Origin of the sequence: Streptomyces sp. NPDC051452 (assembly GCF_044454765.1) — a bacterium.
Lineage (GTDB): Bacteria > Actinomycetota > Actinomycetes > Streptomycetales > Streptomycetaceae > Streptomyces.
On sequence record NZ_JBITEB010000002.1, the window covers coordinates 832,857 to 852,307 of the forward strand.

General features: G+C 74.2%; 19 protein-coding genes. 12 read left to right on the forward strand and 7 right to left on the reverse strand.

What is annotated here, in order from left to right:
• Window positions 1-6: 6 nt before the first annotated feature.
• A complete protein-coding gene (locus ACIBA9_RS09095) occupies window positions 7-615 on the reverse strand; it encodes a hypothetical protein (protein WP_399361112.1) in 609 nt (202 codons plus the stop codon).
• 171 nt (window positions 616-786) lie between these two features.
• Window positions 787-1,569 (reverse strand): PaaX family transcriptional regulator C-terminal domain-containing protein, encoded by a 783-nt coding sequence (locus tag ACIBA9_RS09100; RefSeq protein ID WP_399361114.1) that lies wholly within the window; start codon window positions 1,567-1,569, stop codon window positions 787-789.
• Between the two features lie 80 nt (window positions 1,570-1,649).
• Between ACIBA9_RS09100 and ACIBA9_RS09105 the strand changes: the two genes are divergently transcribed.
• On the forward strand, window positions 1,650-3,341 hold the full coding sequence (locus ACIBA9_RS09105; protein WP_399361116.1) for an acyl-CoA dehydrogenase family protein: 1,692 nt from the start codon (window positions 1,650-1,652) through the stop codon (window positions 3,339-3,341).
• 155 nt (window positions 3,342-3,496) lie between these two features.
• Window positions 3,497-5,548 carry a HEAT repeat domain-containing protein gene (locus ACIBA9_RS09110; RefSeq protein WP_399361118.1) on the forward strand — a complete coding sequence of 684 codons (2,052 nt, stop codon included), beginning with the start codon at window positions 3,497-3,499 and terminating at the stop codon, window positions 5,546-5,548.
• 285 nt (window positions 5,549-5,833) lie between these two features.
• Here ACIBA9_RS09110 and ACIBA9_RS09115 read toward each other — a convergent pair whose 3' ends face one another.
• Entirely contained in the window at window positions 5,834-6,418 is a 585-nt protein-coding gene (locus ACIBA9_RS09115; RefSeq protein ID WP_399361120.1) for a hypothetical protein, read from the reverse strand.
• Window positions 6,419-6,687: 269 nt separating this feature from the next.
• Here ACIBA9_RS09115 and ACIBA9_RS09120 point away from each other — a divergent pair, with 269 nt between their 5' ends.
• The 3 genes from ACIBA9_RS09120 to ACIBA9_RS09130 all read left to right on the forward strand — a co-directional run bounded on the left by ACIBA9_RS09120 (window position 6,688) and on the right by ACIBA9_RS09130 (window position 9,460).
• A complete protein-coding gene (locus ACIBA9_RS09120; protein ID WP_399361122.1) occupies window positions 6,688-7,365 on the forward strand; it encodes a uracil-DNA glycosylase in 678 nt (225 codons plus the stop codon).
• Window positions 7,362-8,393, forward strand: coding sequence for an N-acetylglucosamine kinase (locus ACIBA9_RS09125; protein ID WP_399361124.1), 1,032 nt, complete (start codon window positions 7,362-7,364; stop codon window positions 8,391-8,393). The genes ACIBA9_RS09120 and ACIBA9_RS09125 overlap by 4 nt, the downstream gene beginning before the upstream one ends.
• Before the next feature lie 143 nt (window positions 8,394-8,536).
• On the forward strand, window positions 8,537-9,460 hold the full coding sequence (locus ACIBA9_RS09130; RefSeq protein ID WP_362162426.1) for a hypothetical protein: 924 nt from the start codon (window positions 8,537-8,539) through the stop codon (window positions 9,458-9,460).
• 238 nt (window positions 9,461-9,698) lie between these two features.
• On the opposite strand, the gene ACIBA9_RS09135 is transcribed toward ACIBA9_RS09130, so the two are convergent.
• Complete coding sequence (locus ACIBA9_RS09135) at window positions 9,699-10,736, reverse strand: lactonase family protein (RefSeq protein ID WP_399361126.1); 1,038 nt, start codon at window positions 10,734-10,736, stop codon at window positions 9,699-9,701.
• Window positions 10,737-10,909: 173 nt separating this feature from the next.
• A complete protein-coding gene (locus ACIBA9_RS09140) occupies window positions 10,910-12,400 on the reverse strand; it encodes an FUSC family protein (RefSeq protein WP_399361128.1) in 1,491 nt (496 codons plus the stop codon).
• Between the two features lie 231 nt (window positions 12,401-12,631).
• On the opposite strand from ACIBA9_RS09140, the gene ACIBA9_RS09145 reads away from it, so the two are divergent.
• The 3 genes from ACIBA9_RS09145 to ACIBA9_RS09155 all read left to right on the forward strand — a co-directional run bounded on the left by ACIBA9_RS09145 (window position 12,632) and on the right by ACIBA9_RS09155 (window position 15,426).
• Window positions 12,632-13,108 (forward strand): Lrp/AsnC family transcriptional regulator, encoded by a 477-nt coding sequence (locus tag ACIBA9_RS09145; protein WP_362162418.1) that lies wholly within the window; start codon window positions 12,632-12,634, stop codon window positions 13,106-13,108.
• Between the two features lie 37 nt (window positions 13,109-13,145).
• Window positions 13,146-13,841 (forward strand): HAD family hydrolase, encoded by a 696-nt coding sequence (locus ACIBA9_RS09150; RefSeq protein ID WP_399361130.1) that lies wholly within the window; start codon window positions 13,146-13,148, stop codon window positions 13,839-13,841.
• 85 nt (window positions 13,842-13,926) lie between these two features.
• On the forward strand, window positions 13,927-15,426 hold the full coding sequence (locus ACIBA9_RS09155) for an MFS transporter (protein ID WP_399361132.1): 1,500 nt from the start codon (window positions 13,927-13,929) through the stop codon (window positions 15,424-15,426).
• Between the two features lie 143 nt (window positions 15,427-15,569).
• On the opposite strand, the gene ACIBA9_RS09160 is transcribed toward ACIBA9_RS09155, so the two are convergent.
• Window positions 15,570-16,367 carry a LysR family substrate-binding domain-containing protein gene (locus tag ACIBA9_RS09160; protein WP_399361134.1) on the reverse strand — a complete coding sequence of 266 codons (798 nt, stop codon included), beginning with the start codon at window positions 16,365-16,367 and terminating at the stop codon, window positions 15,570-15,572.
• A 58-nt stretch (window positions 16,368-16,425) separates the two neighbouring features.
• Here ACIBA9_RS09160 and ACIBA9_RS09165 point away from each other — a divergent pair, with 58 nt between their 5' ends.
• Window positions 16,426-16,821 (forward strand): DUF5997 family protein, encoded by a 396-nt coding sequence (locus ACIBA9_RS09165; RefSeq protein WP_362162407.1) that lies wholly within the window; start codon window positions 16,426-16,428, stop codon window positions 16,819-16,821.
• 122 nt (window positions 16,822-16,943) lie between these two features.
• Here ACIBA9_RS09165 and ACIBA9_RS09170 read toward each other — a convergent pair whose 3' ends face one another.
• Window positions 16,944-17,366 carry a YjbQ family protein gene (locus ACIBA9_RS09170; RefSeq protein ID WP_399361137.1) on the reverse strand — a complete coding sequence of 141 codons (423 nt, stop codon included), beginning with the start codon at window positions 17,364-17,366 and terminating at the stop codon, window positions 16,944-16,946.
• Between the two features lie 122 nt (window positions 17,367-17,488).
• On the opposite strand from ACIBA9_RS09170, the gene ACIBA9_RS09175 reads away from it, so the two are divergent.
• The 3 genes from ACIBA9_RS09175 (at window position 17,489) to ACIBA9_RS09185 (ending at window position 19,424) form a co-directional block, all read left to right on the forward strand.
• On the forward strand, window positions 17,489-17,572 hold the full coding sequence (locus ACIBA9_RS09175) for a putative leader peptide (protein WP_313884353.1): 84 nt from the start codon (window positions 17,489-17,491) through the stop codon (window positions 17,570-17,572).
• A 170-nt stretch (window positions 17,573-17,742) separates the two neighbouring features.
• A complete protein-coding gene (locus tag ACIBA9_RS09180; RefSeq protein WP_399361139.1) occupies window positions 17,743-18,645 on the forward strand; it encodes an ABC transporter permease in 903 nt (300 codons plus the stop codon).
• Window positions 18,618-19,424 carry an ABC transporter ATP-binding protein gene (locus ACIBA9_RS09185; RefSeq protein WP_399361141.1) on the forward strand — a complete coding sequence of 269 codons (807 nt, stop codon included), beginning with the start codon at window positions 18,618-18,620 and terminating at the stop codon, window positions 19,422-19,424. Before ACIBA9_RS09180 ends, ACIBA9_RS09185 begins: the two co-directional genes overlap by 28 nt.
• The last annotated feature ends 27 nt before the right edge of the window (window positions 19,425-19,451 follow it).

Sequence of the window (19,451 nt, forward strand, 5' to 3'; positions counted from 1 at the left end):
CTCTCCTCAGAGGGTGGTGCGGTCGGGCCGCGCCGTCGGGCCCAGCGGGCCCGGGGACTGCCGGTGCTCCGACGCCGTGGGCTCCGACGCCTTGCCGTGAACCCCCTTGGCATGCGATCCCTTGCCGTGCTTGCCGTGTTTGCCCTGCGCCCCCTTGCCGTCCGACGGTCTGCCGACCGGGTTCGCCTCGGTGTGGCCGGACGGTTCGGCGCCCGGGGGCCTCATGGGGGCCCCGTCGGGCCGGACATCGCCCTGAGGCGTCTGGCCCGGGTACGCGGTGCCGTGGGCGGATCTGAGTGCCGCGGTGCCGAGGTCGTGCGGCGGTTCGATCCCGCCGGTGCCCTCGCCCGCCCGGTCCGAGGGCCGGGGCTGGGTCAGCCAGGTCACGGCGGCGCCTGCCAGCGCCACCGGCCACTCGACCACACCCGCCACACCGAGCAGTCCGGCCCCCGTGTACACCGCCATGCGTCGGCCGCGGGGTGAGACCGCGCCGACCTTGTCCAGGGTTTCCTCCGCCGCCCTGCTCACCGTCCCGGCGCCGGGCACAGCACGCAGTACCGAGGCCGCGCCGCGCAGCGGCGCCGTGAGGACCGACGACGACTTCCGCTCAGCCATGACTCTCCTCGGGTGAGAACGCTTGACGTGCGGGCCGAGTACCCTCCGGCGCCGCAGGCCACCCGCGCTTCGCCGGTCACGCGGGCTCTTCCCAGGGAACGCCCCCGGCCGCCGGCGCGCCACCCGCGCCGATCCCTCGGCGGGGGTCCCGGCCCCCGCCGCCATCGACGTCTAGGACGGACCCGGTGTGTCACCGTCGGCGTCGTCGCCCCCCACGCCCATGGACCGCGCCAGTTCCCGCCGGTAGTCGGTATAGGCCGCACGCAGGGCCTCGCCCGGCCAGTCGGCGGGCAGCAGGGCGGCCGGCAGCACGGGGTCGGTGACGAGGTGGCGTACGGAGGCGGCGTAGGCGGTGAGGCGTTCGGCCGGTCGCCGCGCCTGGGCCGCGCGGGTGAGGAGGGCGCGAGCGGTGGCCGCCCACAGGTCCAGCGGCCAGAGCCGTCCGACCAGCTCGCGCGCGGGCTGATCGGGACGCGCGGTGTACGTCAGGGCCGCCTCACGCACCGCGTCCGGCAGGACACGGTCGAGGTTGGCCGGGCGCAGCCACACGCCCTCGCGCAGCTCGGCCAGCCGCAGGCCGCTCAACCGGGCGCGCAGGTCGGCCCGTTCGGCGGGCCCACGGCCGGTCGCGGTGATCACCACCATCTCCCAGTCGCCGTCCCACGCGCGCGTGCCGGGCCGTACGGCGTCGTCCTGGCGGCGCTGCCGGGCCAGCAGTCGCTCGCTCAGCCCGTACACGGCGTCGGTGCGCCGCAGGTCACCGGCGCTCACCATGCGGCTGAGCGCGGCGCGCAGGGTGGAGCCGCCGACCCCGAAGGGCTCCACCAGCCGGACGAGGTCCTTCACGGGCAGTTCCGGCGGGTGCGCGCCGAGCAGCAGGCTCAGGACGACCGACCGCGCGGACAGCGGCCGCAGACCGGCGGCGTCCGGCTCCGCCGACACGTTCATGCGCATGGTCACGAACTCTACGTGCTGACCGACGACCTCTTGTTGCATCATTGCTACGGCCGCAGGGAGAGTGCAACATGAGGCGTATGGTCTCGATTCCCACGCGGTCTGCGTCGCACCCCCGCTTCCCGTCGGCGTCCCAGCAGCAGAACGCCACCCACGACGTCACCAACCAGGCGCCACCGCTCTCCCCGTACGACGCCTCCGACGACCAGGCCCTGCTGGAGGGGCTGCGGCGGGAGGGCGCGGGCTGGGCCGAGGAGGACCTCCGCAGGCTCGGGCGGCTCGCCGGAAGCGCGAAGGCGCAGGAGTGGGGCGAGCAGGCGAACCGGCACGAGCCGGTCCTGCGGACGCACGACCGCTACGGGCACCGGATCGACGAGGTGGAGTTCCACCCCAGCTGGCACCACCTGATGCGCACGGCGGTCGCCGAGGGCCTGGCCGGAGCCCCCTGGGCGGACGGGCGGCCCGGCGCCCACGTGGTGCGTACCGCCGGCGGGCTGGTGTGGGGTCACACGGAGGCGGGCCACGGCTGCCCGACGTCGATGACCTACGCGGCCGTGCCCGCACTGCGCGCACAACCGGATCTGGCCAAGGTCTACGAGCCGCTGCTCACCAGCCGGGAGTACGACCCGGAGCTGCGCGTGCCGACCGAGAAGCCCGGGCTGCTGGCCGGAATGGGCATGACCGAGAAGCAGGGCGGCTCCGACGTCCGGACGAACACGACCACGGCCACCCCCACGGGCGAGCCGGGCGTCTACACGCTGCGCGGCCACAAGTGGTTCACGTCGGCGCCGATGTGCGACGTCTTCCTGGTGCTCGCGCAGGCCCCGGGCGGACTGTCGTGCTTCCTGGTGCCGCGGATCCTGCCCGACGGCAGCCGCAACACCTTCCGCGTGCAGCGGCTGAAGGACAAGCTCGGCAACCGGTCCAACGCCTCGTCCGAGCCGGAGTTCGACCGGACCGTGGCCTGGCTGGTGGGCCCGGAGGGGCGGGGCGTGAAGACCATCATCGAGATGGTCAACTGCACCCGCCTGGACTGTGTGATGTCCTCGGCGGCCCTGATGCGCAAGACGCTCGTCGAGGCGGGGCACCACGCCCGGCACCGCAGCGCGTTCGGCGCCCGCCTCGTCGAGCAGCCGCTCATGCGCAATGTCCTGGCCGATCTGGCGCTGGAGTCTGAGGCGGCGACGGCGCTCACGCTGCGCCTCGCGGGCGCGGCGGACCGGGGGTTGCGCGGGGACGCGAGTGAGCGGGCGTTCCGGCGGGTCGCCACCGCGGTGGGCAAGTACTGGGTCACCAAGCGGGGCCCCGCCTTCACCGCCGAGGCCCTGGAGTGCCTGGGCGGCAACGGCTACGTCGAGGATTCCGGCATGCCCCGGCACTACCGCGAGGCTCCGCTGCTGTCGATCTGGGAGGGCTCCGGCAACGTCAACGCGCTCGACGTGCTGCGTGCCCTCGGCCGTACACCGGAGAGCGCGGAGGCCCTCTTCGGCGAACTCGCCCTCGCGCGCGGGGCGGACGCCCGGCTGGACGCGGCCGTGACCGGGCTGAAGAACCAGTTGACCGAGACCGATCAGATGGGCGCCCGCAGGCTGGTCGAGCGGATGGCGCTCGCCCTCCAGGCCGCCCTGCTGGTCCGGCACGCTCCGGCCCCGGTGGCGGACGCGTTCTGCGCCACCCGGCTGGGTGGCGACTGGGGGCACGCCTTCGGCACGCTGCCCGCCGGGACCGACCTGGGCGCGATCCTGGAGCGCGCCCTGCCCGGCCGGAACTGACCCCTCCCCAGGCGCCCTTCCGCCTGAACGGCGTGCGCGCTGCCGCTGGCCGATGACAGTTGACGGATCGCACACAGTCAACGTGTGCTTCCGGACCGCTGTCAGTGCCGTGGTGCAGACTCGCGATCAGGTGGCACTCGTCTGGGGAGGACAACGTGTTCACGGGGATCGACGAGGTCGACTGGGCCTCGCTGCGACATGCGTACGGCAGTGCGGAGGAGGTGCCCGGGTGGTTACGGGCGCTGGCGTCCACGGATCCCGTCGAGCGTGCGACCGCGCTCGACGGGATGTACGGCGCCGTGCACCACCAGGGGAACGTGTACGACTCGACGCTCGCCTGCGTCCCGTTCCTGTTCGCGCTCGCGGCCCGCGAGGAGGTGCGGGACCGGGGCGCCCTGGTGGAACTGCTGGTCAGCATCGGCACGGAGAGCGAGGGGAGCACGGAGAGCGGTGGGCCGGCGCGGAGCGACAGGCGTGCCGAGGGCCGGGGAAGCGCGCAGGGGGGCGAGTGGACGGCGCGGGACGCGGTGCGGGCGGGCGCCGAGGGATTCCTCGCCCTCGCCGGGGACGCGGACCCGGCGGTGCGTTCGGCGGCGGCCGGTGCGCTGGTCCGCTTCCTGGACGAACCCGCCCGCGCCCTGGAGCTGTTACGGCGCCGCATCCGGGCCGAGCGCGACGACCGGGTCCTGCTGGCTCTCACGGAGGCGCTCGGCCTGTTCGTCCGCCGGTACCCCGCGCACGCCGACGCCGCGGTGGACCTGCTGGCCGAGCAGAGCGCGCCGCCCTACACCGCCGGGCTGCGGCTGGCCGCCCTCGGGCAGCTGGCGCTCGGCGCGCCCGGCCGGTCGCCCGCCGACCTGGTGCCGACCGCGGTCCGCCTGCTGCGGGAGCGGTCCGCGCACCGGGTCCGTGCGCCCCGCGAGCCCGGCACGGACACCCTGGTGGGCCGGATACGGCGATTACGCCCGTCCGACGAGGAGGGTTCGCAGCTGCTGCGGACCTTGCACACCGCGCTCGGCGACCGGATCGACGACCGGACCGCCCTGCTCGCCGGGCAGTTGACCAGTCCCGACCCGGTGGACCGGTACAACGCCGTATGGATGGCGGCGACGCTGTTGCGCGGATGGCGTGGCGACCACACCGGCTCCGTGACTCTGCTCGGCGCCCAACTCGCCTCGGATCCGGACCGGTTGCGGGAGGCGGCGGCCTCGGTGCTCGCGGAGATGTTTGTCCTGGCCGCGCCCGCCTCGGACGATCTGCACGGGTTGGTCGCCACCCGGCCGGACCTGTGGACGCACCGCTGGGAGCGTGGCGCCCCCACCCTGGGTTCACCGCTCAAGGCACTGGTCAGGAGCGGCGATCCACGGGCGGTCCCGGTCCTCGCCCAGCTGCTGGCCGGCCCGGAGGCACCCGCCGACCTGGGCTTCGAACTCACGCACCTGGGCCGGGCCGCGACCCCGCTCGCCCCCGCGCTACGGCACCGGCTCGGCCGGGTCCCCCTGGCCGCCCCCTCCGCCGCCCGGCTCGCGGCCCCGCTGCTGTCGGCGGTCGGTGCCGTCGAAGACACCGCCGCCGTGCCGGAGGTGCTGCGGCTGCTGTCGGGTGTGCCCGACGGCCTGGGCGCCCGGGAGGCGGTCACGGACCAGGCCATCCGGACCCTGGAGACGCTCGGCGCCGCCGGACGTGCGAGACCGGTCCTCCGTGCCCTGCTGAACACCCGGCACGCGGCCACCGCGGCGGGCGCCCTGTGGTCGGCCGACGGGGACGTCGACGCCGTACTCCCCGTCCTGTTGCGGGAGTTAAGCGAGGGTGACCCGGTGAACCGGCGGCTCGCCGCCCGACAGCTCGGCAGGCTGGGCCCGGCCGCCCGCGCCGCCCTGCCGGAGCTGCACCGCGCCGCCCGGTCGGGGCCGATACGGCAGCGGGCGTCGGCGGCGTGCGCGCTCTGGGGGATCGGCGGGGATCCCGAGCCGGTGCTGCCCGTGCTGCGGGCCGCCTGGGTGGAGGCCCCTCGCACACGCGGCCCGATCGCCCGGTGCCTCCTCACGATGGGCCCGGCAGCGGCCCCGTCGAGGGACCTGATCGCGGCCGAACTGGCCTCCCCGCACCGGCACACGGCCCGCCGGCACGGCAGCGGCGGCATCCGAGCCATTCCCGAGGACGAGGCGCTGCTGAAGACGTGCCGTGCGGTGCTGGCCGGGACGTAGACGCGGACGAGGCGGGACGCGGGGCACGCAGGCGCACGGGTCCCGCGAACCCTTGGATCACACCTCGGTCCGGGCGCTCGGCCGCCTGCTCGGACAGCGGCCACGGACAGCGGCCAGGGGCTCAGGTGCAGGCAGGGGCGCGGGCCCGGGCGCCGCATCCTGAGAGGGCCTACCCGTGTACATCAGGCCACCGCGTCCACGGGCGCCCACCCTCACCAGCCCGTCGCGGTAACGGCGGCGAGGCCGGCCGCCCCCGGGACGTCGGACCATCCGTCGCCGCGACGGTCAGACCATCCGCCCCCACTGCGGCCCGAAGCGGGCCCATTCCGTGTCCCAGGCATCCATGCGGCGGCGCTCCAGCCGGCCGCGCAGGGCGAGGCCGCCCACGAAGGGCACGGCGGCCGCGCCCAAGCCGACCAGGCCTCCGATGAGAGCGGCCCGGAAGGTGGCTTCGGCGGCGCTGGTGGGACGGCTGACCAGATGGCCTTGGGGGTCGGTCCAGACGGTCACCGCCGTGCCCGCCTTGCTGCCGGCCCTCACTCTGATCTGGCCGGTGCGGGCGGTGCCGTCGGCGACGGTCCAGCGCACCTCGGCCCAGACCCGCTCACCGGAGGCGGCGTGGCTGTGCGCGCGGGACGCTCCGCCCGTCCGCTCGACCACGCGGGCCACGACGGGGCGCCAGGCGGCTCGCTCCCGGGCGAGTCCGTGCTCCACGGAACCGGCCGAGCCGAGCCCCGCCGACGCCCCGGCGAGGGCGGTCAGCAGCCACGTTCCGAGCACCACCCAGGCCTCGACCACGTCCGCCCGGCGCTTGAGCGGGTTGCGCCGCCACCGCCACCACCACACCTTCGGACCACGGAACGCCTTCAAAGGCTTCCTCCTCACGAGCGCACCGACCGGCCGGACCGCCCTCCCATACGGGAGGGATCGCTCCGTTGCTCACGACGAGCCGTCTCCTCGACGGTCGCACGAGACGCCTCGTTCGCGCAGGCACATCCGGGAACGGACGGCGCCGGTCTTCCCCGAAGGTCGAGGACACGGTCGTGACCAGGGCGAAGGCGCGCTCGCAGGGGGGTGTGTCAGTGGCGGGAGGCACACTGGCCGATATCTGACGACCCATGGGAAGTAGGGTGACGCCCGTGGCACCACGACCCTTGCATGAAATCGTCGAACCGGGCTGGGCGAAGGCCCTGGAACCCGTCGCCGGACGGATCGCCGAGATGGGCGACTTCCTGCGTGCGGAAATAGCCGCGGGACGCACCTACCTCCCGGCCGGATCCAATGTCCTGCGGGCCTTCCAGCAGCCCTTCGACGAGGTGCGGGTCCTGATCGTCGGTCAGGACCCCTACCCCACCCCCGGTCACGCGGTGGGTCTGTCGTTCTCGGTCGCGCCCGACGTACGACCGCTGCCGCCGAGCCTGATCAACATCTTCCGCGAGCTGAACGGCGACCTGGGACTGCCCCAGCCCTCCAACGGCGACCTCACCCCCTGGACGCAACAGGGCGTGCTGCTGCTCAACAGGGCGCTGACCACCGCGCCGCGCAGTCCGGGCGCCCACCGCGGCAAGGGCTGGGAGGAGGTCACCGAGCAGGCGATCCGGGCCCTGGCAGGGCGAGGCAAGCCGCTGGTGTCCATTCTGTGGGGCCGTGACGCCCGTAATCTGCGTCCGCTGCTGGGCAGTCTGCCGGCGGTGGAGTCCGCGCATCCCTCGCCCATGTCGGCCGACCGCGGGTTCTTCGGCTCGCGTCCGTTCAGCCGGGCCAACGACCTGCTGATCCAGCAGGGAGGGCAGCCGGTGGACTGGCGCCTGCCATGACCGCCGCCGGGTATCTCGCCGTGGACTCCGGCGGTTCCGGCCTCAGGGTCGCCGTCGGCGTACCGGGGCGCGAGCCCCCGGTCCACGGCGAGACCCGGGAACCGGTGCGTACGGGTGCGCGGGGCATCGATCCCGGCCATCTGCTGGCGCAACTCCTGCCGCTCGCCCGCGCCCTGGCCGCCGAGGCCGGGGTGGAGTCGCTGGACACGGCGGTCGTGGGTGCCGCCGGGTTCGCCACCCTGGGCGAGGCGCTGCGCGCCGAACTGCCCGGCGCCCTCGTCCGCGAGCTGGACGTACGAAGGGTGGCTCTGGCCGCCGACGCGGTCACCGCCTACGCCGGGGCCCTCGGGGCGCGCCCGGGTGTGGTGCTCGCCGCGGGTACCGGACTGATCGCGGTCGGCACCGACCTGCGGGGCTGGCGGCGGGCCGACGGCTGGGGCCATCTGCTGGGCGACTGCGGCAGCGGCGCCTGGATCGGGCGGGCCGGCCTGGAGGCGGCGCTGCGGGCGTTCGACGGCCGGGACGGCGGTTCCGCCCCGCTGCTGGCGAGCGCGCGGGAGCGGTTCGGCCCGATGCCGGGGCTGCCCGGGCTGGTGTACCCGCGCGCGGACCGGGCCGCCGTACTGGCCTCCTTCGCCCCGCAGGTGGCCGTCTGCGCCCCGCACGACCCGGTCGCGGCCGGCATCCTGCGTACGGCCGCCCGGCACATGGCCGAGTCGGCCGCGGCCGTGTGCCCGGCGGAAGGGACAGGGGAAGAGGAGCGGGGAGGGGCGCCGGGAGCGGCGCCGGAGGTGGCGCTCACCGGGGGGCTGTCGAAGCTGGGCGACCCTCTCCTCGTACCGCTGCGCGAGGAGTTGGCGCGCCGGCTGCCGCACGCGCGGCTGGTGCCGGCCGAGGGGGACCCGCTGCACGGCTCGGTGCGGATCGCGGTCGACCTGGCCACGGATCGGCTCACCCTGCCCGGTGAACCGACGATGCTTCACGTGGTCCCGGCGAGGGTGACCGAGACGCCCCCGAAGGGCGGTTGATACCACTTGTCACCCCATATGCCCGGCACGTGCCCGAATCATCTGTCCGCGGCACATAACTCATCAGACAAAACCGGACGGATACCGCTCACCTGCACCCTCCCCGAACAGGGAAGCCCGATGAGCCAGTAACATGCGGCGCCATGAGCTCCCCCACTGGACCCGCGTCCGGCCTGCCAGTACGAATGCCGCGACCCCGCCAGCCCGGACGGCATCGCCGACCGGAACCACTGGTGGCCCCCGAGGGCGCGCCCGCGCTTGTCCTCGCGGTGCCGGGTACGCCCACCGCCGCCACGCGCGGCCTCGCCGAGGAGGTCGTGAGCATCGCCCGCTCCGAGCTGCCCGGCCTGGACGCCCGGATCGGGTACTTGGACGGGGACGACGCGGAGTTCCCCGCCCTGCGGTCGGTGCTGGCACGCGCCGCCGAGGAGCGCACCGCCCGCTATGAGCAGGCCGTCGCGGCGGGTGTCGAGGTCAAGGAGCCCGACGGCCCGGTGGCCGTCGTCGTCCCGCTGCTGGCCGGTCCGGACAGCGCCCTGCTGCGCCAGGTTCGTCAGTCCGTGATGGACAGCCGGGTCGCCGCCGAACTGACCGACGCCCTCGGCCCGCACCCGTTGCTCGCCGAGGCGCTGCACGTACGGCTCTCCGAGGCGGGCCTGGCCCGCGCCGACCGCGCCCGGCTGTTCACGGTGGCCACCGCCGCCGACGGCATCATCCTGGCCTCCGTGGGCGGCGAGGAGGCCGTGCAGGCCGCCGGGATCACCGGCATGCTGCTCGCCGCGCGCCTGGCCGTGCCGGTGATGGCCGCCGCTCTCGACCAGGAGGGTTCCATCGCCTCCGTCGCCGAGCAGCTGCGCTCCTCCGGCTCCCAGCAGCTGGCCCTCGCGCCGTATCTCGTCGGCCCCGAGATCGATCCGGCGCTGCTGACCGCGGCCGCCGAGGAGGCGGGCTGCGCCACGGCGGAGGCGCTCGGCGCCTACCCGGCGATCGGCAAGCTGGCGCTCGCCAAGTACACGACGGCGCTGGGCATCGCCCCGCAGCAGCCGCAGGGCACCCCGGTCCGCTGACCGGACCAGGCATCCGTACGACACAGGGGCCCGCTCCGTTCCCGGAGCGGGCCCCTCGGCCTTGTTCCCGGCCACTGGGTCCCGACGCCTGTGCCGAACCCCCGCCCTCGCCGTGCCGGGCCCCTTCCCACTCCCCCGCCCCGCGCCCTCAGGCATCTCCCGGGCGCCGAGCCGGGCGCCGCCGCGGTCGCTCCCGCGGTTCGCGCGGTCGTCTGCGCCGAACCGGAAGCCGGACCAGTCAGTCGAAGATGACGCAGGAGGCCGCTGTGACCTGCACCGAGCCCTCGTAGCGGGGCACCCCCGTCGCCTCGTCCACGGCGAACCAGCTGACGTCTCCGGAGCGCTCGTTGGCCGCGTAGAGATATCCGGCGTGTTCGGTCAGCGCACGCGGCCAGTGCCCGCCGCAGGGCACCGTGCCGGTCAGCCGTAGGCCGTCGCCCTCGACGCCGAGGACCGACAGGACGTCCTCGCCACGGGTCGCGGCCCACACGAAGCGGCCGTCGGGCGAGACCACGATGCCCGAGGGGTAGGCGTCGCCCGCCGGGGCGCCCGGCAGCAGGGGGACCTCGGTCAGCGGCTGCAGCGAGCCGTCCGCCGCGTCCCAACGGCACACCGTCACGGTCGGGGTGAGTTCGTTCGCCACGTAGGCGTGCTCGCCGTCCGGATGGAAGGCCAGATGGCGGGGGCCGGAGCCGGGGCGCAGGGCGAACTCCCGGTGCAGGACGGGGGCACCCTGTTCGAGGGCGCACACCCGGACCGAATCCGTGCCGAGATCCACGCTGACGGCCCAGCGCCCGGTGGGGTCGGCCTGCACCTGGTGGGCGTGCGGGCCCCGCTGGCGTCGGTCGTGCGGACCGGAGCCGGTGTGCTGGAGCACGCCGGAGGGCTTGGCCGCGAGGGTGCCGTCCGAGCGCACGGGCACGGCGGTGACGCTGCCGGAGCCGTAGTTGGCAGTGAGTACGTGGCCGTCGTACAGGCCGAGGTGGGTGGGTCCGCTGCCGTCCACCTGCACGAGCGGCCCGGCGAGTTCGGGCCGGTCGCGTCCCAGGCGGTAGGCGGCGACGGCCCCCTCGGCCGTCTCGCTGACCGCGTACAGCCAGTCGCCGCTCGGCGCGAGGCCCAGATAGGAGGGGTCGGGTACGTCCTTCACGGCGGCCACGAGGGTGAGGGCCCCGGTGTCCGGCGCGACGTCGGCGGTCACCAGGCCGGGCCCGCCCGCCGCCGTGAACGAGCCGATGAACGCCCGGGTCCTGTCCGCCTTGTCGTCCTGTGCCAACGCTGTCCCCTCTCGATCGAGCCAGTCGAGCCGGTCGGGCCGACGGTAGCAGTCGATCACCGCGGTCTAGACCAAGAGAGGGACGCCGGGGTGGCTTGGGCAGTTCTTTGCCTGGGCCCGAACGGCGTGGAGCCGCCAGCCAGGTGGCCGGGGGCCGGTGAGCGCGAAGGGGCTCAGGCTCCGACCAGCCGCGAGCCCGAGGAGGCGCGCAGCGGCTCGGCGAGGTCGGCGAGGGCGCGTTCCAGGCCGTGCAGATGGGCCAGAGCGGGTTCGGCGGGCGGGTCGGCGGCATGCCGCAGCGGCTGGGCGTCCCCTACGGTCAGTGCCTCCACGGCGGCCTGCACGCGCCAGCAGGCGGCGGCCAGGCGGTCGTCGTGGGAGGCCTCCGGGTCGGCGGCGACCGCCACCAGGCCGCGGACCTCGCGGGCGCAGTCGTCCAGCAGCGCCAGTACCCGGCGGGCGCGCCGTTTGCGGGCCGGCGTCGGATGCAGTGGGTGCACCAGCGGCGCCACCGAGAGCCGGACCCGGCCCAGCAGCTGCTCCAGTTCGGCGACGCGCGGCGCCGGGTCGGCCGTGGTCGAGCCCGCGAGCCGGGCGGCGGTCTCGGCCGTACAGGCGTGGACGCAGCGCAGGGCGCGCTGGATCCAGGCGTCCGTGGTGGCGTGGGTGGTGACCGGCACGACGAACAGCACGGCAAGGGCGGCGCCGAGCGCGCCCACGCCGGTCTCGGCCAGACGCAGGGCCAGCAGACCGGGATCGAGGACACCGAGCAGGCCGTAGAGCATCTCGGCGAGCAGGGTCACCCAGAGCATCATCCAGGTGTACGACAGGGCCGCCGTGTAGAAGATGCCGAAGACGGCGATCGCGACGAGGACCAGCGTCGGCACGGGCGCGCCGTGCACGGGCAGGGCCACGAGGAAGCCGAGGCCGATGCCGAACACGGTGCCGAGGACCCGCCGGAAGCCGCGCACCAGCGTCTCGCCGCGGGAGGCGGTGTTGACGAAGATCCACCAGGTGGCACCGACGGCCCAGTACCAGCGCTGTCCGGACACCAGCTGGCCGACCAGCAGCGCGAACCCGGCGCCCGTGGTCGCCTGGAGCGCCTGCCGGGTGGTGACCCGGGCCAGTCCGGTCCCGGTCTCGGGCGCCGGGACGACGGCCGGGGGCAGTCGGCGCTCGTAGCACCACGCGCCGAAGCGGACGACGGCGGCACTGAGCACGGACAGCAGGACGGCGGCGTACAGCTCGGGCAGCTGGTCCACGGTGGCGTGCACGAACTGGGCCACGAAGAACGTCATGAAGGCGAATACGCCGAGGCTGTGCCCGCGCGGACCCCAGCGGCGCGCGTACACGCCCGCGCCGACGACGGCCAGGAAGGCGAGGTCACGGGCCACGGGCTGGTCGTGCAGCGCGGCCGCGACGGCGAGCACCGGCATCCCCGTGACGGGGAGCAGCGCGGTGGTGACCGCCTGGCCGCGCACGGTCGGGTCGGCGACGGTGAACAGTGCGAGGAGCGCGGCCAGGCCACCGGTGACCCCGCCGACGAGCGAGTGTCCGGCCGCGAGGCAGACCACGACGGCCAGCGCGATGCCGAGGACCGCCCGCGCGGCGAAGCGCAGGCGCGCCCGCCCCGGGTCCGGAGCCATGAACACCCTCTTCAGCACTGCTGCCCTCCCCTGGGGAAACACCGGCACGGAAAAGGCGCCGCGGGGTCCGCAGCGCCATCGACCCGCCCATGAGAGCATCCTCGGTGTCACTGGCTCAAGTCTGGCCCGATTCGTAGGGCCATTGGATCAGTGTCCGGGTAGCCGGGTCTCTGCCTGGAATACCAACGGCCCAGGTCAGAGGGGCCCGGTAGCGGCCGGGGTGCTGGGCCATTGGTACAGTCACCGATCATGGCTGTGGACGCGCTCGACACCCGGATCCTGCGGCTGCTTCTGGAGCAGCCGCGCACCAGCGTGCGCGAGTACGCGCGCATCCTCGGTGTCGCCCGCGGCACCCTCCAGGCCCGCCTGGACCGCATGGAGCGGGACGGGGTGATCACCGGTACGGGTCCGTCCCTCTCCCCCGCCGCGCTGGGCCATCCGGTGCTGGCGTTCGTGCACATCGAGGTCACCCAAGGCCATCTCGACGATGTGGGCGACGCGCTGGCAGCCGTACCGGAGATCGTGGAGGCCTTCTCGATCACGGGCGGCGGCGACCTGCTCGCGCGCGTGGTAGGCCGGGACAACGCCCATCTGGAGGACGTGATCCAGAAGCTGATCAGCCTGCCGGGCGTGGTGCGCACCCGTACCGAAGTGGCACTGCGGGAGCGCGTCCCGTACCGGCTGCTGCCACTGGTGGAGTCGGTCGGCCGGACGGCCCGCGCCTGACCCGGGTCCCGGTCCGCGCCTTGGCATCCTGAACGGCATGAGCGATCTCGGCGCCCTCGCGGTCATCTTCGATCTCGACGGAACGCTGGTGGACAGCGAGCCGAACTATTTCGAGGCGAGCCGACGCACCCTGGCCGAGCATGGCGTCCCGGACTTCACCTGGTCGGACCACGAGGGCTACGTCGGTATCGGCACCCGCGAGTCCGTGGCGATCTGGCGGCGGCGCTACGGTCTGCGCGCCTCGGCCGAGGACCTGCTGGACGCGTTGAACCGGCGCTATCTGGCGCTCGCCCGCGCGCGTACCCGCGCCTACCCGCAGATGCGGGCGTTCGTGGAGCTGCTGGCGGCGGCGGGGGTGCCCATGGCGGTCGCCTCGGGTTCCCCGGCGGAGGCCATCACGGCGATCCTGGCCGGCACCGAGCTGGCCCCCTTCCTGCGCACGGTGGTCTCGGCCGACGAGGTGCCGCGCGGCAAACCGGCACCCGACGTCTTCCTGGAGGCGGCCCGGCGACTCGGGGCCGACCCGGCCGACTGCCTGGTCGTGGAGGACGCCGCACCGGGCGCGGCCGCCGCGCACGCGGCCGGGATGCGGTGCGTCGCGGTCCCCTATGTGGCGGCGCAGGCGGACGCGCCCGCGTTCGCCACGGCCGACCTGCTGGTGCGCGGCGGCCAGGAGGAGTTCACGGCCCGGTCGGCGTACGCGTGGCTCCGGGACACCGCCGCGCGCCGGTGAGTACGAGGGCGGCGGGCACCCAAAGGCCCTGGGTGGGGGCGGATCCCGGGGTGCGGGGTGGGCCACGGCTGCTTAGCGTGACCACATGACCACAGAACAGGCCCGGCCCGCCCCCGACGACCGGCGGTGGAAGGCGCTCGGGGTCTGTCTGACCGCGGGGTTCATCTCGCTGCTCGACACCTCGATCGTGAACGTGGCCCTGCCCTCCATGGAACACGGGCTGGGCGCCTCCGAGGCCGCGCAGTCCTGGGTGGTCTCCGGGTACGCGCTCACCTTCGGGCTGGCGCTGGTACCGGCGGGGCGGCTGGGCGACATGCGCGGCCGACGACAGGCCTTCCTGTTCGGGCTCGCCCTGTTCACGCTGGCCTCGGCGGCCTGCGGTCTGGCCCCCGGCGCCTCCTGGCTGGTGCTGTTCCGGCTGCTCCAGGGCACGGCGGCGGGCTTGGTCGCGCCGCAGACCTCGGGCCTGATCCAGCAGATGTTCCAGGGCTCGGAGCGCGCCAAGGCCTTCGGCCTGCTCGGCTCCGTCATCGGCGTGTCCACGGCCGTGGGTCCGCTGGCGGGCGGCCTGCTGATCAACGCGGTCGGCACCGACCACGGCTGGCGTTGGGTGTTCTTCGTCAACCTGCCGATCGGGGTGGCCACCTTCGCCGCCGGTCTGCGCCTGCTCCCCCGCTTCCCGGCGTCGGCGGGCAGGCGCGAGGAGTTCGACCTCTTCGGGGTGCTGCTCCTCGGCTCCGGCGTGCTCGCGGTCATGCTGCCGCTGGTGCAGGAGCAGCAGTGGCACGGGCGGGCGAAGTGGGCCCTGCTGCCGGTGGCCGCACTGCTGCTGGGCGCCTTCTGGGCCTGGGAGAGGCGGCAGGGGCGGCGCGGGCGCGCCCCGCTGGTCGATCTGGCCCTGTTCTCCCTGCGCTCCTTCACGCTCGGCGCGCTGGTCAGCCTCACCTACTTCGCGGGCTTCACCACGGTCTTCTTCGTCTTCACGCTGTATCTGCAGAACACGGTCGGCTACAGCGCGCTGGCCGCCGGCGTCACGGTCCTGCCCTTCGCGGCCGCCTCGGCCGTGGGCGCCGCCCTCGGGGGCCGGCTGGTGGTGCGCTACGGCCGCAAGCTGGTCGTCATCGGACTGGGCGGGGTGGCGCTGGGGCTGCTCGGTGTGGTCGCCGCCGTGCAGGTGGTGCCCGGGGACGGCGTGGGCTGGGCCACGGCTCTGCCGATGCTCGTCGGGGGCATCGGCTCCGGTCTCGCCGTCTCCCCCAACACGACGCTGACCCTCACCCGCGTCCCCGTGAAGCGGGCCGGCGCGGCCGGCGGGGTGCTGCAGACGGGGCAGCGGGTCGGCTCGGCGGCCGGGATCGCCGTGGTGGGCGCGGTGTACTTCGCCCATCTCGCCGACGGGCGCTCCACCACCGCGATCCAGCTCGGTCTGCTCACCGCCGTGGGATTCATCCTGGTCGCCATGGTGCTGGCGGTCGCCGACATGCGTGAACGCCAGGCGCATCCCCAGCCGGAGCGGGCCGTGGAGCCGGTGCGGCGGGGTTCCGGCGACGGCGGAGCCGAGGAGAAGGTCGGCCAGAGCGGCTGAGAGGCGGTCTCGGCGGCGGCGGAGCCGAGGAAAGGTCGGCCAGAGCGGCTGAGAGGCGGTCTCGGCGACGGCGGAGCCGAGGAAAGGTCGGCCAGAGCGGCTGAGAGGCGGTCTCGGCCACGGGCGCCGGTCGCCCCGCTCGGTCACGACCGGCGGCGCGGCTTCCCCCGCTTGGCCGGCTTTCCCCCTCCGGAGCCCGAGCGGCCGTGCGCGCCCCGGCCGGCCGGCTTGGCGCCCGTCGCCTTCGCCGCGCCCGGCTTCTTCTGCCGCGCGCCGCCCTGCTCCGGCCGCTTGGCCCCTCGCTCAACCTCCGCCTCGGCCCGCGCCGGCGTACGCCCCCGCGTGCTGTTGGCGGTGCGGCCGCGGACGATGCCGATGAAGTCCTCCACCAGGTCGGTGGTGGCCTCCTCCGGCCAGGACAAGGCGACGCTCGACTGGGGCGCGTCGACGACGGGGCGGTAGGTGAGGTCCCGACGGTGGTGGAGGCGGGCCAGGGACTGCGGGACGAGCAGGAGGCCGATGTTCGCCGCCACCAGCTCGATCGCGTCCGGAGTCGTCGCGGGCCGTTCGAAGGCCGGTTCACCGGGTGGGCGCTCCCAGCCGAGGACGTCGTCGAGGGGATGGAGGACCACCTCGTCGGCGAGGTCGGCCAGGCTGACCTCGTCCACCGCCGTGATCAGGTGGTCCTTGGGGACGACCACCACCGTGGTCTCGGTGTACAGCGGGATGGCGCTGAAGAAGGTGCGGTCCACGGGCAGTCGCACGAGACCCGCGTCGGCCTCCCCCGCGCGCAGCAGCTCGACCGCCTCGGCGACGGGCGCCTGCACGAGGGTGAGCGGAACGCCGGGCAGGCGCTCGTTCCAGACCTTCACCCACTTGGCGGGGGTCACTCCGGGGACGTACGCGAGCCGGAACGACGATGATTCCTCCGAGCCTGTCACCAGGCCAGGTTACCGGCCGTGGTCGGGCCCCCCGCACTTGGCCGATACCCTGGACCTCATGAGTTCGCAGCAGAGCACCCAGACGATGAAGCCCGCGACCGCGGCCAAGAAGCTGGGTGTGTACCTCCCCGCCACCCCCGCCTCCTTCCAGGAGGGTGTGGTCTCGCGCGCCGAGCTGAACGAGCTGCAGGCCGATCCCCCGCAGTGGCTGCGTGAGCTGCGGGAGAACGGCCCGCATCCGCGTCCCGTCGTGGCGGCGAAGCTGGGGGTGTCCATCGCCGGTCTCGCACGCGGCGGGATCACCGAGGCGCTGACCACCGAGCAGATCGAGGCGCTCAAGCAGGAGCGGCCGGAGTGGCTGGAGAAGGAGCGTGCCACCCAGGCCGACGTCCGCAAGGAAGCGGCGAGGATCAAGAAGAGGGACGCCGAGCGCGCCGAGCAGCCGCGCCCCTGACCCTGGGCACCGCCCGGCGCCACTGACGCCCACGCCCCTACCGCCGAGCTCCATGGCGCTGGGGGCGCGCTCTTTCCCGCTCCCCGTCCGCCGGGCCGCCCCGGGAGGGTGCCGACCGGGGTTCAGCCCAGGAAGCTCAGCCGTACGTGCCGGTCGGGGTTGTCCCGGTTGGTGTCCACCAGGCACACGGACTGCCAGGTGCCCAGCTCCAGATGGCCGCCGATCACCGGCAGGGTGGCGTGCGGCGGGACGAAGGCCGGCAGGACGTGGTCCCGGCCGTGGCCGGGGCTGCCGTGCCGGTGCTGCCATCGGTCGTCGGCGGGCAGCAGGGTGTGCAGGGCGGCGAGGAGGTCGTCGTCGCTGCCGGCGCCCGTCTCGATGACGGCGATCCCCGCGGTGGCGTGCGGGACGAAGATGTTGAGGAGGCCGTCGCGGCCGGCCGCGGCCTCCCGCAGGAAGTCCTCGCAGTCCTCGGTGAGGTCGACGACGCGCTCCCGGGAGCCGGTGGAGACGCTCAGCGTTCGGGTGGTGAAGGCATCTGACATGCCCCCATCCTGACCCATACGCGGAGTTTCACACCCTACGGAAACGACCGTTCCTGATACACGGAGTCCATAGGTCGAGACGCCGTTGACCCTGGCGTACCGGGCTGACTACTTTCACCCGCATGTTGCGTTCAGCCCTGCTCACCACGCGCGGTCACATCGACCTGCTGCGGGTGGCCTCCGCCGCGTGTCGTCGCGGCCGCTGACGCCCTTTTCCTGACCAGCCCGCTGTTCGGCGGGCTCGCTCACACCTTCACCCTGCCGTCCGCAGGCCCGGAGGCACTGCCGCCCCGCTTCCGCTCCTGACCCGACCTCGAGTCGGGCACGGCCCCAGCGGAACCGCACGCTCGCCCGCCCTCTCCCTCGTGGAGCGTTCATGAGTGTCAGTCATGCCCCACCCCACTCTCCAGAGCCAGATATTTCCGGCATATCCAAGCCTGGCAGTCCTGGGCCGGAGGAGCCTCGAGAGGCCCCTCACGACCTCCAGCCCGTGACGCCCAGCTCCACCCGGCGGGCCCGCGTACCCCGCTGGCTGCGCCGGACCTCCGGCCCGCTTCTGCTGCTGGTCCTCTGGCAAGTCCTCAGCTCCAGTGGGGTGTTGACGTCCGACGTCCTCGCCTCGCCGGGCCGGATCGCGCAGGTCGGCTGGGATCTCGTCCGCGACGGCTCACTGCCGTCGGCGATGGCCACCTCGCTGCGCCGCGTCGCGTTCGGGCTGCTGTTCGGCACCGTGATCGGCACCGGACTCGCCCTGATCTCGGGGCTGTTCCGGGTGGGCGAGGACCTCGTGGACGCCCCCGTGCAGATGCTGCGCACAGTGCCGTTCGTCGGCCTCATCCCGCTGTTCATCATCTGGTTCGGCATCGGCGAGGCACCGAAGACCGCGATCATCACCCTCGGTGTGACCTTCCCCCTCTACCTCAACGTCTACGCCGGCATTCGCGGAGTCGACTCCCAACTCGTGGAGGCCGGAGAGTCGTTGGGCCTGTCCCGATGGGGGTTGGTCCGGCACGTGGTACTGCCGGGGGCGCTGCCCGGCGCGCTCACCGGGCTGCGGTACTCGCTCGGCATCGCCTGGCTCGCGCTGGTCTTCGCCGAACAGGTCAACGCCGACGCGGGCATCGGCTTCCTGATGGTGCAGGCGCGGGACTTCCTGCAGACCGACGTGATCGTGGTCTGCCTGATCGTCTACGCCTTCCTCGGCCTGCTGGCCGACTTCGTCGTCCGCTCTCTCGAAAGGCTGCTGCTGCAATGGCGACCGACGTTCACCGGCCGGTGAACCCCGAGGTGACCGAGGCGGTGACCCACCCGGCCGCGCAACCGGCGCATCGCGAGGCGGGCCGGCCGACGGGCCGTGCGGTGCACGTCGAGGGGCTGACCCGCTCCTTCGACGGCCGCGCGGTCATCGACGACCTCCGACTCGACATCGCTGCGGGCGAGTTCGTCGCCCTGCTCGGCCGCAGCGGCTGCGGGAAGTCCACCCTGCTGCGCATCCTGGCCGGACTCGACCGGGACATCCAGGGCACCGCGCTGGTCCCCCGCCGTCGAGCGGTCGCCTTCCAGGCACCCCGGCTCATGCCCTGGAAGCGGGTGTGGCGCAATGTGCTGCTGGGACTGCCCGGCAGGCCGCAACGCGCCGTCGCCGAGCAGGCGTTGGACGAGGTGGGGCTCGGCCACCGGATCGACGCCTGGCCGAAGACCCTCTCCGGTGGCGAGGCACAGCGCGCCTCGCTCGCCCGCGCGCTGGTGCGCGAGCCCGACCTGCTGCTGCTCGACGAACCGTTCGGCGCACTCGACGCGCTCACCCGGATCAAGGCCCAGCGCCTGGTCGGGGAGTTGTGGCAGCGCCGCGCCTGCGCCGTGCTGCTGGTCACGCACGACGTCGAGGAGGCCGTGGCCCTCGCCGACCGCGTCCTGGTGATGGACGGTGGCCGGATCGCCCACGAGCAGCGCATCGACCTCGAGCGGCCGCGCGCGATCACCGACCCCCGCTTCGCCCGGCTCCGGGCCGGCCTGCTGGAGCGGCTCGGCGTCGACACCGCCACCGAAGCCCCCTGATTCCCCTTTCCACACGCACCTGAACGG

What these genes read in the sequence shown, in the direction of transcription:
- ACIBA9_RS09165 (WP_362162407.1), top strand. Translation starts at nt 16,426, where the DNA reads ATGAGTTCGCAGCAGAGCACCCAGACGATGAAGCCCGCGACCGCGGCC.
- ACIBA9_RS09130 (WP_362162426.1), top strand. Translation starts at nt 8,537, where the DNA reads ATGAGCTCCCCCACTGGACCCGCGTCCGGCCTGCCAGTACGAATGCCG.
- ACIBA9_RS09170 (WP_399361137.1), bottom strand. Translation starts at nt 17,366, where the DNA reads ATGTCAGATGCCTTCACCACCCGAACGCTGAGCGTCTCCACCGGCTCC.
- ACIBA9_RS09105 (WP_399361116.1), top strand. Translation starts at nt 1,650, where the DNA reads ATGGTCTCGATTCCCACGCGGTCTGCGTCGCACCCCCGCTTCCCGTCG.
- ACIBA9_RS09180 (WP_399361139.1), top strand. Translation starts at nt 17,743, where the DNA reads ATGAGTGTCAGTCATGCCCCACCCCACTCTCCAGAGCCAGATATTTCC.
- ACIBA9_RS09100 (WP_399361114.1), bottom strand. Translation starts at nt 1,569, where the DNA reads ATGCGCATGAACGTGTCGGCGGAGCCGGACGCCGCCGGTCTGCGGCCG.
- ACIBA9_RS09095 (WP_399361112.1), bottom strand. Translation starts at nt 615, where the DNA reads ATGGCTGAGCGGAAGTCGTCGTCGGTCCTCACGGCGCCGCTGCGCGGC.
- ACIBA9_RS09145 (WP_362162418.1), top strand. Translation starts at nt 12,632, where the DNA reads ATGGCTGTGGACGCGCTCGACACCCGGATCCTGCGGCTGCTTCTGGAG.
- ACIBA9_RS09175 (WP_313884353.1), top strand. Translation starts at nt 17,489, where the DNA reads ATGTTGCGTTCAGCCCTGCTCACCACGCGCGGTCACATCGACCTGCTG.
- ACIBA9_RS09150 (WP_399361130.1), top strand. Translation starts at nt 13,146, where the DNA reads ATGAGCGATCTCGGCGCCCTCGCGGTCATCTTCGATCTCGACGGAACG.
- ACIBA9_RS09185 (WP_399361141.1), top strand. Translation starts at nt 18,618, where the DNA reads ATGGCGACCGACGTTCACCGGCCGGTGAACCCCGAGGTGACCGAGGCG.
- ACIBA9_RS09155 (WP_399361132.1), top strand. Translation starts at nt 13,927, where the DNA reads ATGACCACAGAACAGGCCCGGCCCGCCCCCGACGACCGGCGGTGGAAG.
- ACIBA9_RS09125 (WP_399361124.1), top strand. Translation starts at nt 7,362, where the DNA reads ATGACCGCCGCCGGGTATCTCGCCGTGGACTCCGGCGGTTCCGGCCTC.